Source organism: Prochlorococcus marinus XMU1404 (genome assembly GCF_017696175.1).
Taxonomy (GTDB): Bacteria; Cyanobacteriota; Cyanobacteriia; order PCC-6307; family Cyanobiaceae; genus Prochlorococcus_A; species Prochlorococcus_A marinus_X.
Genome location: NZ_JAAORE010000001.1, coordinates 304003 through 317632, shown reverse-complemented (window position 1 = coordinate 317632; position 13630 = coordinate 304003). Strand labels below are relative to the sequence as shown.

The following is a 13630-nucleotide window of genomic DNA, read 5'->3' as shown; positions in this document are numbered from 1 at the left end:
TTTATTTGGTCAAGCCCTCGGTCTATTAGTACTCCTCCGCTGCACTTGTTACCAAGCTTCCACGTAGAGCCTATCAACGGGTGTTCTTCCCGTGACCTTACTGGCTTAAGCCATGGCAATACTCATCTTGAGGTGGGCTTCCCACTTAGATGCTTTCAGCGGTTATCCACTCCGCACATGGCTACCCAGCGTTTACCGTTGGCACGATAACTGGCACACCAGAGGTGCGTTCCTCCCGGTCCTCTCGTACTAGGGAGAAATCCTCTCAATATTCCTGCGCATACACCGGATATGGACCGAACTGTCTCACGACGTTCTGAACCCAGCTCGCGTACCGCTTTAATGGGCGAACAGCCCAACCCTTGGGACCGACTTCAGCCCCAGGTTGCGATGAGCCGACATCGAGGTGCCAAACCTCCCCGTCGATGTGAACTCTTGGGGGAGATCAGCCTGTTATCCCTAGAGTAACTTTTATCCGTTGAGCGACGGCCCTTCCACGCAGAACCGTCGGATCACTAAAACCGACTTTCGTCCCTGTTCGACTTGTAGGTCTCACAGTCAAGCTCCCTTCTGCTTTTGCACTCAACGACTGATTTCCAACCAGCCTGAGGGAACCTTTGTGCGCCTCCGTTACCTTTTAGGAGGCGACCGCCCCAGTCAAACTGCCCATCAGATACTGTCCGCTTCCCGGATAACGGGTAAGCGTTAGAACCCTAGCTCTAAAAGAGTGGTATCTCACCGATGACTCAATAGTACCCACAAGCACTATTTCAACGTCTCCCACCTATTCTGCGCATTCAGAGCCCGAGCACAATATCAAACTACAGTAAAGCTTCATAGGGTCTTTCTGTCCGGGTGTATGTAGTCCGCATCTTCACAGACAATTCTATTTCGCCGAGCCTCTCTCCGAGACAGCGCGCAAATCGTTACACCTTTCGTGCGGGTCGGAACTTACCCGACAAGGAATTTCGCTACCTTAGGACCGTTATAGTTACGGCCGCCGTTCACCGGGGCTTCAGTCGCCAGCTTCACTAAAAGCTAACCGGCTTCCTTAACCTTCCGGCACTGGGCAGGTGTCAGCCCCCATACATCGTCTTGCGACTTAGCGGAGACCTGTGTTTTTGGTAAACAGTCGCTTGCGCCTCTTCACTGCGACCAGCTCTCGCTGGCACCCCTTCTCCCGAAGTTACGGGGCCATTTTGCCGAGTTCCTTAGAGAGAGTTATCTCGCGCCCCTCGGTATTCTCTACCACCCCACCTGTGTCGGTTTCGGGTACTGGCATTTGTGTCTTAACGGGTATAGGGCTTTTCTTGGAAGTATGACATCACCAACTTCGCTGCCGTAGCAGCTCGTACTCACGCCTTAGCTCAAGATGTTTTCTCCATCTCTCAAAGCCTTGAACGCTTGAACCAGTAACCAACATCTGGCCTGGCTAGCCTTCTCCGTCCCCCTTCCCAAAACACAACTGGTACAGGAATATTGACCTGTTATCCATCGACTACGCCTTTCGGCCTCGCCTTAGGTCCAGACTAACCCTCCGCGGACGAGCCTGCCGGAGGAACCCTTAGGGTTTCGGGGCATGGGATTCTCACCCATGTTTTCGCTACTCAAGCCGACATTCTCACTTCTATGCTGTCCACGTCCGCTTACGCTAACGCTTCACCCTACATAGAACGCTCCCCTACCATAAATAAATTTATCCGCAGCTTCGGTATAACGCTTAGCCCCGTTCATTTTCGGCGCAGGATCGCTCGACCAGTGAGCTATTACGCACTCCTTTGAGGATGGCTGCTTCTAGGCAAACCTCCTGGTTGTCTGGGCAATCCCACCTCCTTTATCACTTAGCGTTAATTTTGGGACCTTAGCTGGCGGTCTGGGCTGTTTCCCTCTTGACTATGGAGCTTATCCCCCACAGTCTGACTGCCTAGTTACACACAGGGTATTCAGAGTTCATATCGATTTGGTACCGCTTTCGCAGCCCGCACCGAAATGGTTGCTTTACCCCCCTGCTGGAGCACTAGACGCTACGCCCAAACGTATTTCGGGGAGAACCAGCTAGCTCCTGGTTCGATTGGCATTTCACCCCTAACCACAGCTCATCCGCTGAATTTTCAACTTCAGTCGGTTCGGACCTCCACTTGGTATCACCCAAGCTTCATCCTGGCCATGGTTAGATCACCAGGGTTCGGGTCTATAAACACTGACAAACGCCCTATTAAGACTCGCTTTCGCTGTGGCTCCACCATTTCCGGTTTAACCCGCCAGTGCCTATAAGTCGCCGGCTCATTCTTCAACAGGCACACGGTCACCCGATTAGTCGGGCTCCCATTGCTTGTAAGCTCACGGTTTCATGTTCTATTTCACTCCCCTCCCGGGGTTCTTTTCACCTTTCCCTCGCGGTACTGTTTCACTATCGGTCACACAGTAGTACTTAGCCTTACGAGGTGGTCCTCGCAGATTCACACGGAATTCCACGTGCTCCGTGCTACTCGGGATACAGCTAGTTCAACTTACCTTTCGATTACGGGGCTTTCACCCTCTGTGGCACGCCATTCAAACGTTTCTTCTAGACTTGTTGATACATATTGCTGTCCCACAACCCCGATAGTCAAGACTATCGGTTTGGGCTTTTCCCCGTTCGCTCGCCGCTACTGAGGGAGTCGTTATTTACTTTCTCTTCCTCCAGCTACTAAGATGTTTCAGTTCGCTGGGTTAGCTCGCACCAACCTATATATTCAGTTGGCCGTACATGGGGTTGCCCCATTCGGAAATTCCCGGATCAAAGTGTGCTTCCAACTCCCCGAGACTTATCGCAGGTAACCACGTCCTTCATCGCCTCTGTGTGCCTAGGTATCCTCCGTGAGCCCTTTGTAGCTTGACCAATAACTTCAAAAATTGAAGCATCAGCTTAATAGAATTGTTATTAATGCAGTTGCAAAAATAATAAATCTGCATCATTAAAGATGCTTATTGTCTTTATAAAATCTATGCAGTTGTCAAGGTTCTCTGAAAACAATGAAATTACTTCAATGAGTCCAGCATCTTAATGATTTTATTAGGAAGCTAGATTCGTTCAGAATTTGATCACATCTCAAAAGATTTCCTCAGAATTTATGCAAGAGGTGGTAATCAGTGGAGGTAAGCGGACTCGAACCGCTGACATCCTGCTTGCAAAGCAGGCGCTCTACCAACTGAGCTATACCCCCAACATAGAGATATGGGCCATCCTGGACTTGAACCAGGGACCTCACCCTTATCAGGGGTGCGCTCTAACCACCTGAGCTAATGGCCCAGGAAAAGTAATGGGTGTGACCTAGAAAAACTTAGGAAAAGAAATTCTTAAATGATTTAAGAATGTGAGATACCGATCGACCTAAGGTGACAAAATTAATATAAACATTTTGTTGTCTCCCTGTTAGGAGGTGATCCAGCCGCACCTTCCGGTACGGCTACCTTGTTACGACTTCACCCCAGTCATTAGCCCCACCTTCGGCGTCCTCCTCCACAAGGGTTGGAGTAACGACTTCGGGCATGGCCAACTTCCATGGTGTGACGGGCGGTGTGTACAAGGCCCGGGAACGTATTCACCGCAGTATGCTGACCTGCGATTACTAGCGATTCCTACTTCACGTAGGCGAGTTGCAGCCTACGATCTGAACTGAGCCACGGTTTATGGGATTTGCTAGCTCTCGCGAGTTTGCTGCCCTTTGTCCGTAGCATTGTAGTACGTGTGTAGCCCAGGGTGTAAGGGGCATGATGACTTGACGTCATCCACACCTTCCTCCGGTTTATCACCGGCGGTCTTTCTAGAGTGCCCAACTAAATGCTGGCAACTAAAAACGTGGGTTGCGCTCGTTGCGGGACTTAACCCAACATCTCACGACACGAGCTGACGACAGCCATGCACCACCTGTCACTGCATTCCCGAAGGCACCCTCAAATTTCTAAGAGGTTCGCAGGATGTCAAACCCTGGTAAGGTTCTTCGCGTTGCATCGAATTAAACCACATACTCCACCGCTTGTGCGGGCCCCCGTCAATTCCTTTGAGTTTCACACTTGCGTGCGTACTCCCCAGGCGGAACACTTAACGCGTTAGCTACGACACCGAAGGGGTCGATTCCCCCGACACCTAGTGTTCATCGTTTACGGCCAGGACTACAGGGGTATCTAATCCCTTTCGCTCCCCTGGCTTTCGTCCATGAGCGTCAGTAATGGCCCAGCAGAGCGCCTTCGCCACTGGTGTTCTTCCCGATATCTACGCATTTCACCGCTACACCGGGAATTCCCTCTGCCCCTACCATACTCAAGCCCTTCAGTTTCCACTGCCATGATGGAGTTAAGCTCCACGTTTTAACAGCAGACTTGAAGAGCCGCCTGCGGACGCTTTACGCCCAATAATTCCGGATAACGCTTGCCACTCCCGTATTACCGCGGCTGCTGGCACGGAATTAGCCGTGGCTTATTCCTCAAGTACCGTCATATCTTCTTCCTTGAGAAAAGAGGTTTACAGCCCAGAGGCCTTCGTCCCTCACGCGGCGTTGCTCCGTCAGGCTTTCGCCCATTGCGGAAAATTCCCCACTGCTGCCTCCCGTAGGAGTCTGGGCCGTGTCTCAGTCCCAGTGTGGCTGATCATCCTCTCAGACCAGCTACTGATCGAAGCCTTGGTGAGCCATTACCTCACCAACAAGCTAATCAGACGCGAGCTCATCCTCAGGCGAAATTCATTTCACCAATAGGCATATGGGGTATTAGCGGTCGTTTCCAACCGTTATCCCCCTCCTGAGGGCAGATTCTCACGCGTTACTCACCCGTCCGCCACTAACCCGAAGGTTCGTTCGACTTGCATGTGTTAAGCACGCCGCCAGCGTTCATCCTGAGCCAGGATCAAACTCTCCGTTGTGTTCAAATCCTTTTGTAGATAAATCTACTCAATATGAATTGCATTCTCCAAATAAAAATTAAGATTGACTTAAGTTATTTAGGTTCAGCCTCCTTAAATAATTAAGGATTACTTTGAGTGCACATTAAAAATATTTCTAAAGTGACTTTCCAAGATCTCAGATCCGTTGGTTTCCAAAAACTAAAAGTTAGCAATTGAAAACAATTTATATATTCTTGACGGGACCTCACACCTTTATTGCAAATACATCTCAAAATTATCAAATCTAAATTTGATAAAGTCTTGACGCAATAAAAGCATCAGTTCCTAAGTTTTTAAATTTTCTAGGTGCCGAGTTAAACAAGTATTGGATAACTCAATTTGGAAGGAAAACCCTCCTTCTGGCTGAAAATACTGACCGGAATCAAATTTCCAAAATATTCATTCAGTTACCAAAAATCAGATTTAAGATAATTGTTTGAATAATGCAAAAAGAATATTTCTGCCCAGAAGAAAATACTAAACCATCCAACTGTAATTGTGCAACCTTTTATACAAAAATTTTTTATTAATTTTTTATTTGTTCAAAGTCTCATTAAACAACTAGGCTTAAATAGTAAGGATATAAATGAAATGGCAGAAAGATTTAGTCAAAAAAATTTAAGAGTTAGGCCAAGTTCAGAGGAGGAGAAAATTGTTACAAATGCAAAAATACACTTCGAAAAAACTTTAGTTGAAATATCAGGCGAGATAGTAGGGAGTGTTGCAGCACTAGAACATCCGACAAAAAATAATAAATTAAATTACGGAGAAATATTTTTAAGAGATAATGTTCCAGTAATGATTTATCTCATAACCCAAAAACGTTATGAAATTGTGAAAAGGTTCCTAGGTGTATGTCTTGAATTACAAAGCACTAATTATCAAACGCGTGGAGTATTTCCTACAAGTTTCGTTGAAGAAAATGGAAAGCTTATTGGAGACTATGGTCAAAGATCAATTGGCAGGATTACGTCCGCTGATGCAAGCTTATGGTGGCCAATTTTATGTTGGTATTATGTCAATAAAAGTGGTGATTATGAATTTGGGAAAAGTCAAAGTGTTCAAAGAGGTATTCAACTTTTATTAGATCTAGTTCTACATCCAACATTTGAGGGAACTCCAGTACTTTTCGTTCCGGATTGCTCATTTATGATTGATAGACCTATGGATGTATGGGGAGCGCCTTTGGAAGTTGAAGTTTTACTTCATGGATGTTTGAAGAGCTGTATAAACTTAATGGAATTAAGTCGAGCAGATCATGTAAGTAGATTATTAGATCAAAGGCTTATTCTTACAAAACAATGGGTTAAGGATTTAGGAAGTTTTCTTTTAAAACATTATTGGGTTACCAGCCAAACGATGCAAATCTTAAGGAGAAGGCCAACTGAGCAGTATGGAGATGATCAGCACTTCAATGAATTTAATGTTCAACCTCAAGTAGTACCTTCATGGCTTCAAGATTGGTTAGAAAATAGAGGTGGTTATTTAATAGGAAATATTAGAACAGGAAGGCCTGATTTTCGATTTTACAGTTTAGGAAATTCTTTAGCTTGTATGTTTGGAGTACTTCCACCTTCTGAACAAAGAGCTTTATTTAGGTTAGTTTTACACAATAGGCAGGATTTGATGGCTCAAATGCCTATGCGCATTTGTCATCCTCATATGGATGTCGAAGAATGGCAAAATAAAACTGGATCTGATCCTAAGAATTGGCCTTGGAGTTACCACAATGGTGGTCACTGGCCTAGCTTACTTTGGTTTTTTGGAACAGCTGTGCTTTTACACCAAAAACAGTTTCCTTCTGATGATGTAATTCTTATGGAAGAAATGAAATCTTTAATCGAGGAATCTTATTGGTGTCAGCTTAATCAATTACCTAAGCAAGAATGGGCAGAATATTTTGATGGTCCTACAGGTACTTGGGTTGGGCAACAATCAAGGACATACCAAACTTGGACTATTGTTGGTTTTTTATTGATGAATCACTTTCTAAGAGAAGAGAATGATGATTTAGATATGTTTAAAATTTGATATTAAAATAAACCTAGAGTAAGAGATTTATCAATAGGTAAACAAGCCCCTATCCCGAGGTATATTGTTAAAAAAGTGCCAAATAAGAAGAGTGACATAGCTATTGGTCTCCGAAAAGGGTTAGAGAATTTATTAACGTTTTCAATAAAAGGTAGAATCATTAAACCGAGAGGAATTAATGTTTGAAGCGCAATACCCAAAAGTTTATTAGGAACTACCCTAAGGATTTGAAAAACCGGATAAAGATACCATTCAGGAAGAATTTCTAAAGGCGTTGCGAAAGGATTTGCTTTATCTCCTAACATTGCAGGATCGAGAACTGCTAGTCCGACAACACAGGCTATCGTACCTAAAATTACTACTGGAAAAATATATAAAAGATCATTTGGCCAAGCTGGTTCCCCGTAGTAGTTATGACCCATACCTTTAGCTAATTTTGCTCTTAACTTTGGATCAGATAAATCTGGTTTTTTTAAGGTAGACATTTGATTGCGGTGATAGTTTTATTATAGGGACTTATAAAGGGCCTGAAATACCTTGTTTACGAATCATTAGAAAATGCATCAACATGAATACTGCTAATGACCATGGCAAGACAAAAGTATGTAAACTATAAAATCTTGTAAGAGTAGATTGTCCAACACTTTCTCCACCTCTAAGTAGTTCAACCATAAAGTCACCAATTACTGGTATTGCAGCAGGTACTCCTGAAACAATTTTAACTGCCCAATAGCCAACTTGATCCCAAGGTAAAGAGTAACCTGTTACACCAAAAGCAACAGTTATGACTGCCATTACAACGCCTGTAACCCAAGTTAGTTCTCTTGGCCTTTTAAAACCACCCGTAAGATAAACTCTAAAAACATGAAGAATTAACATCAATACCATCATAGATGCACTCCATCTATGAACAGATCGTATTAACCATCCAAAACTTACATCAGTCATCAAATAACTTACTGAGTTATAAGCCTGAGTAACTGTTGGCTTATAGTAAAAAGTCATTGCAAAACCTGTTGCAAATTGAATTAGGAAGCATACTAAAGTTATGCCTCCTAAACAATAAAAAATATTAACGTGAGGGGGTACGTACTTGGAAGTTACGTCGTCAGTTATGTCTTGAATTTCAAGCCTTTCTTGAAACCAGTCATAAACAGATGAAGAATTCGCCATCCAAAAAAAAATTAGCTTTGATATAAAGAGCTTACTTAAAATTCTTATACTTGGTGTTAACACTTAACCCAATGAATTCATCTTTTAACAAACTTTTAACATTCAAAACATTGATCACTGCATTAATGATCGTTGTTTTTTCTACCAATTTCTTATTAATTGAAAGCGTAGATGCACTCAGTGATAGCAAGCAATTAGTCCTTGACGCTTGGACCTTGGTTAATGAGGGTTTTTATGACCCAGAAAAGTTTGATGAAATACAATGGAAAAGAATTAGACAAAAAACCCTACAGAAACAAATTGAAACAAGTGAAGAGGCTTATTCAGCAATTGAAAATATGTTGAAACCTCTAGAAGATCCTTATACAAGAATTTTACGCCCAAAAGATTATGAACTCCTTAAATCAAGCAATTTTGGTAGTGAGATTAATGGTGTTGGGCTCCAATTAGGAGAAGATGAAGAAACCAAAAAAGTAAAGGTTGTTTCCACTCTTGGGGGATCACCAGCAGAAGAAGCTGGAATACTCAGCGGGGACCTTGTAGAGACAGTAGATGGAATTTCATCTGAAGAATTAGGCCTTGCAAATACTGCCTCTAAGTTGAGAGGTGAATCAGGGACAAAAGTTTTAGTTGAAATTTCTTCGAAATCAGGAGAAATTAGAGAGGTCGATTTAGAAAGGAGATCTGTAGATCTAAGGCCAGTCAGAACAAAAAGATTAAGAGATGACTCTCACACAATAGGATATTTAAGGATTACTCAATTTAGCGAAAGTGTGCCCAAAAAAGTTGAGGAGGCTCTTCAAGAGTTAAAAGAAAAGAATGTTGAAGGATTAATATTAGATCTCAGAAATAATTCAGGTGGGCTAGTAAGCTCCGGAATAGCAGTTGCAGATTCATTATTGAGTGAAAGACCCGTCGTTGAAACAAAGAACAGAAATGGTATAAAAGATTCAATAATCTCCCAAAAAGAAACTTCTTTTAATGGCCCAATGGTAACTTTGGTGAATAAAGGCACCGCAAGTGCAAGCGAAATCCTTGCAGGTTCATTACAAGATAATGATAGGTCAACTTTAATGGGAGAAAAAACTTATGGCAAAGGTTTAATTCAATCACTAAAAAGTTTGGGAGAAGATAGTGGAATAGCAATAACAGTGGCAAGTTATTTAACTCCCAAAGGCAATAATATTCAGGGTCAAGGTATTACACCTGATAAGTTACTTGATCTTCCCGATGCAAGTGAATACGGGAGTTCTGAAGATAAATGGGTTAGAAATGCAGAACTATTCTTAGAGTCACTTCTAGAAAAAGAAGAAGTTCCAATTGAAACTAATGAATTTAGTAGTGAGGTAATAAAACCTGAAGTAGTAAAAGATTGATATAAATACCAAACGCTATGAGTATTAAAGGAATTTTTCATGATCCAATTCACAAAGAAATAGTATTTGATTCAGGGAAGCCAGAAGAATTAATGATTATGGAATTAATTGATACAATTGCTTTTCAAAGACTAAGAAGAATAAAACAATTAGGGGCCGCATCATTACTATTTCATGGTGCAGAATCAAGTAGATTTACCCACTCAATTGGTGTTTTCTGTATCGCAAGAAAAATTTATAACAGATTAATTGAGAGTAAATCTTCATTTTGTGAAAATAAATTCATTCTTTATGGAGCAGCTCTATTACATGATTTAGGACATGGACCTTTAAGTCATACCAGTGAAGCAATATTCGATCACAACCATGAACAATGGTCTAGAAATTTAGTTGAAAATTATTCTCCAATAAATTCAATTCTTAAAAAGTATGACAACGAATTACCTAGACAAATCGGTGAATTATTTCAAACAAAACAACTATTTTCTAAACCTTTAAAAACCTTGATAAGCAGTGAAATAGATTGCGATCGTCTCGATTACCTTTTACGCGATAGTTACAACACAGGTACCAAATATGGCTTGGTAGATTTAGAAAGAATTATTTCAGCTCTTACTTTTTCACCTGATGGCAATATTGCAATCAAACCAAAAGGAATGATTGCTATTGAACATTTCTTAGTACTAAGAAACTTGATGTATAGAACTATTTATAACCACAGAATAAATGAAATATCAACATGGATTTTAGAAAAAATAATTTACACAATAAAAAATAAATCCGAGAAGAAAATTTGGTTAGATAAATCTCTTTCTAAATGGATATTTTCTCCTACTGAGATTAATTTTGATGATTTCATAAGAAATGACGATATAACCTTTTACTACCACTTGATTAGATGGAAAGATGAATCTTTTAAACCGCTATCTACCCTATGTAAAATGTTTATTGATAGAGATTTGTTGAAAGCATCAGATATAAGTTTTTTAAATAAGATTGATAGACTAAATATCCTTGCATTTGCTAGAAAATTATGTGAAGAAAATAATTATGATTCAGAAATATTTTGCGGAATAAAGGAAAGATCATTTAAAGGTTTTGAATCTAACAATGCATTAAAAATATGGGATGGCATCTATCAAAGTTCATTAGAAAATAGTTCTGAATTAATAAAAACTTTAATGAAATCTCAGGAAAGCGCCTTTATTATTTACCCGAATGTGATTAAAGATAAAATTAACAAACAAATTTCATTAATTAGAAATAAATTCATAGTTTAATTCAATGAAAATCGTTATAAATAGCATTATTAGTAATTATGTAGAAACTATATCTCTTGAAAAGCTGGACAAAACGTATGAAATATTCAAAAAATTTTCTGATATAAAAGTACCTCTAAAAGCAAAAATTTTCGCAATCAATGAGTCAATAAGTTCTCATCAATTATTAAAATTCAAAAAAATTTTTGACAATATTAATATTTGTTCTCTGTGCATTTACTCAAATAATAGAGACACAATATTAGCCGGAAAGTCTTTAAAAATAGATTCAACTTTTGTTAAAGAAAAAGAGGTTAAAAACAAGTTAATTCTACTCGAGTCAAAAAATAAAGACGATATTCTTCATCAAGGAACAATAAGATCAGGAGATAGAATATCTTCGAATGGAAACTTATGTATTATTGGAGATGTTAATCCAGGTGGAATAGTATCCGCCAAGAAAAATATTTATGTTTGGGGCAAACTACTAGGTATCGCTATCGCTGGCAAAGGTGGGAATAATAATGCTTCCATAACATCACTTTATTTAAGCCCATTACAGTTAAGAATTGCGGATGTAATAGCTATTGGGCCAAAAGATAAACCCAAAAATTATTATCCTGAAATTGCTGTAATAGAAAAACAAACAATTAACATTAAACCTTACCTAGTTGAAACTTAAAATTTATCAATCTTTTGAAATAAATTAATTCAAAATTTTAAATTTAAGAATTACTTAACCTTTAAAATATTTAACTTTTTGAAAGTAGCCTTATTATTTAAAAAATTATTAAATTCTTGGCGGAAAATACTCGCACAATTCTAATTTGCTCAGGAAAAGGTGGAGTTGGTAAAACCACTCTAACTGCTAATTTAGGCATAGCACTTGCTAATAGCGGAGCAACAACTGCAGTTTTAGATGCTGATTTCGGGTTAAGAAATTTAGATCTTCTTCTAGGATTAGAAAATCGCATTATCTACACAGCTCAAGATGTTCTTGACAAAAATTGTCGTCTTGAACAAGCATTGGTCAGGCACAAAAAGGAGCCTAATCTAGCTCTTTTACCAGCTGGAGATCCTAGAATGTTGGACTGGATGAAGCCTGAAGATATGAAAAAAATTAGTGGGATGCTTAGTGAAAAATTTGATTTTGTTCTAGTAGACTGTCCTGCTGGAGTAGAAGATGGTTTTAAAAATGCTCTTGCCGCCTGTAAAGAAGCCATTGTAGTTACCAACCCGGAATTATCTGCAGTTCGTGATGCCGATAGAGTAATAGGTATTCTTAACACCTCTGAGATTGAACCTATTCAACTTGTCATAAATAGAGTTCGCCCTAACATGATGGCTAGTCAAGAAATGTTATCTATAGAAGATGTTCAAGGGATCCTTTCTTTACCTTTATTAGGTATTGTTTTAGAGGATGAACAAGTAATAATAAGTACTAACAGAGGAGAGCCTCTAACATTAACAGATAGTAGATCTCCTGCGAAAAAATGCTATTTGAATGTTTCTCAAAGACTTACAGGAAAAGATGTTCCAATTATTGACCCCAAAAATGAAGGTAAAAGTCTTAAAGATAAATTCATGAGATTAATGCAAACAAAGGTTTTTTAAAATGATGACTCTTCGAGACCTTATAAACAAATTACTTGGCAGAGAAACGGCTAGTGCAAATACGGCTAGAGAAAGATTACAACTTGTGCTTGCCCATGACAGGGTTGATATGAGTTCTCTAACAACTGATCTTTTAGATAAAATGAGGAAAGAAATTCTTGATGTTGTAGCTAAATATGTGGAGATTGATTTTGAAGAGGTAGCAGTTAGTTTAGAGACTGAAGATAGAATGACTGCATTAGTAGCCAACTTACCTATCAAGAGAACTCTTTCAGGAGAGATAAAGTTTAAAAAAAATGATAAAAATGTTAAAAGAGATAAGGATATCAAAAAGTAATAAATTTTAAAAACCTGCAAAAATACTAAATAATTGCTCGCCTTAATTGTAAGATATTAATAGTGCCGGCTTAGCTCAGCGGTAGAGCAGCGCTTTTGTAAAGCGAAGGTCATCAGTTCAAATCTGTTAGCCGGCATTTTAGTAAATTTATTTAATTTTCCTCAACATTTTTTGCCGAAAATAACAAAATCAAACTTATTAGAGTAAGTATAGGAAATATTCTTATTTCGAGAACATACTCTAAAGAAGATACTAGGGGTTGAAATATCCAATATGTAAAAAATTGAATTAATAAAACAAAAAATAATAATATAAGCATTAATACAATTCCCTAACTAATACCTCTCCCTCTCTAATAATCCTCCAATCGCCACTTTTCTTCCAAACTATAATAGTACTGGCTTTTCCACTAATTTTTTCCCATGGAATAGGGCCTAGAATGTTTAAAGAAGGAAAGTCTAAAGTAATACCCTCAACTGTTATTGATCCGGTAAACCCAGAAATATTTGCACTTGAAGTTAATAATGGGCCTGTTTCTCTAATGAGAGATTGAGCAATAAGTGAATTTGGGATTCTCAACCCAAGAGTAAGATCATTGCTTGTAAGGATTGCAGTCTGCTTTTCTGAAGCAGGAATAACCATAGTCAGAGCGCCAGGCCAATATTTAGAAGCTATATTTTCACAATCTTCTTTAGCTGATTCGTGAACATAATCTATTAATTGCTTGAGTTCTGATCCCATAAGAATTAATGGTTTATTTCTATCTCTTTTTTTAAATTCATAAATAATATTTGAAAATTTTGGCAAGCATCCTATTGCAGGCAAGGTGTCTGTTGGGAAAATTATAGGTAAACCACTATTGAGAGTCTTCAAAGCTGTTTTGCAGTCTACTAAATTCATTAAATTAGAATCCAATAAT

General features: G+C 39.4%; 9 protein-coding genes, 3 tRNA genes and 2 rRNA genes. 7 read left to right on the top strand and 7 right to left on the bottom strand.

The window, feature by feature from the left end; translation table 11 throughout:
• Window positions 1-5: 5 nt before the first annotated feature.
• From HA144_RS01730 to HA144_RS01715, 4 genes are all read right to left on the bottom strand, one after another.
• Window positions 6-2881, bottom strand: a 23S ribosomal RNA gene (locus HA144_RS01730).
• Window positions 2882-3133: 252 nt separating this feature from the next.
• Window positions 3134-3206: transfer RNA gene (locus tag HA144_RS01725), tRNA-Ala, on the bottom strand.
• Window positions 3207-3218: 12 nt separating this feature from the next.
• Window positions 3219-3292, bottom strand: a tRNA-Ile gene (locus HA144_RS01720).
• Between the two features lie 123 nt (window positions 3293-3415).
• Window positions 3416-4900: ribosomal RNA gene (locus HA144_RS01715) — 16S ribosomal RNA — on the bottom strand.
• Together the 16S and 23S rRNA genes with 2 tRNA genes alongside form the textbook arrangement of a ribosomal RNA operon.
• A 612-nt stretch (window positions 4901-5512) precedes the next feature.
• Here HA144_RS01715 and HA144_RS01710 point away from each other — a divergent pair.
• Entirely contained in the window at window positions 5513-6952 is a 1440-nt protein-coding gene (locus HA144_RS01710; protein WP_209041877.1) for a glycoside hydrolase 100 family protein, read from the top strand.
• A 2-nt stretch (window positions 6953-6954) separates the two neighbouring features.
• Here HA144_RS01710 and petD read toward each other — a convergent pair whose 3' ends face one another.
• The gene (gene petD, locus HA144_RS01705; protein WP_011375893.1) at window positions 6955-7437 is read right to left on the bottom strand and encodes a cytochrome b6-f complex subunit IV; all 483 of its coding nucleotides are present in this window, start codon (window positions 7435-7437) and stop codon (window positions 6955-6957) included.
• Window positions 7438-7468: 31 nt separating this feature from the next.
• A complete protein-coding gene (gene petB / locus HA144_RS01700) occupies window positions 7469-8125 on the bottom strand; it encodes a cytochrome b6 (protein WP_011375892.1) in 657 nt (218 codons plus the stop codon).
• 71 nt (window positions 8126-8196) lie between these two features.
• Here petB and ctpZ point away from each other — a divergent pair, with 71 nt between their 5' ends.
• The 6 genes from ctpZ (at window position 8197) to HA144_RS01670 (ending at window position 12847) form a co-directional block, all read left to right on the top strand.
• The gene (gene ctpZ / locus HA144_RS01695) at window positions 8197-9501 is read left to right on the top strand and encodes a carboxyl-terminal processing protease CtpZ (RefSeq protein WP_209041875.1); all 1305 of its coding nucleotides are present in this window, start codon (window positions 8197-8199) and stop codon (window positions 9499-9501) included.
• A gap of 17 nt (window positions 9502-9518) precedes the next feature.
• On the top strand, window positions 9519-10781 hold the full coding sequence (locus HA144_RS01690; protein ID WP_209041873.1) for an HD domain-containing protein: 1263 nt from the start codon (window positions 9519-9521) through the stop codon (window positions 10779-10781).
• A gap of 4 nt (window positions 10782-10785) precedes the next feature.
• Complete coding sequence (locus HA144_RS01685; protein ID WP_209041871.1) at window positions 10786-11442, top strand: septum site-determining protein MinC; 657 nt, start codon at window positions 10786-10788, stop codon at window positions 11440-11442.
• Window positions 11443-11558: 116 nt separating this feature from the next.
• Window positions 11559-12374 carry a septum site-determining protein MinD gene (minD, locus tag HA144_RS01680; protein WP_209041869.1) on the top strand — a complete coding sequence of 272 codons (816 nt, stop codon included), beginning with the start codon at window positions 11559-11561 and terminating at the stop codon, window positions 12372-12374.
• Window position 12375: 1 nt separating this feature from the next.
• Window positions 12376-12711, top strand: coding sequence for a cell division topological specificity factor MinE (gene minE, locus HA144_RS01675; protein WP_209041867.1), 336 nt, complete (start codon window positions 12376-12378; stop codon window positions 12709-12711).
• A 64-nt stretch (window positions 12712-12775) separates the two neighbouring features.
• A tRNA-Thr gene (locus HA144_RS01670) sits at window positions 12776-12847 on the top strand.
• A 182-nt stretch (window positions 12848-13029) separates the two neighbouring features.
• Here HA144_RS01670 and HA144_RS01665 read toward each other — a convergent pair.
• The gene (locus HA144_RS01665) at window positions 13030-13611 is read right to left on the bottom strand and encodes an L-threonylcarbamoyladenylate synthase (protein ID WP_209042536.1); all 582 of its coding nucleotides are present in this window, start codon (window positions 13609-13611) and stop codon (window positions 13030-13032) included.
• Window positions 13612-13630 lie beyond the last annotated feature (19 nt).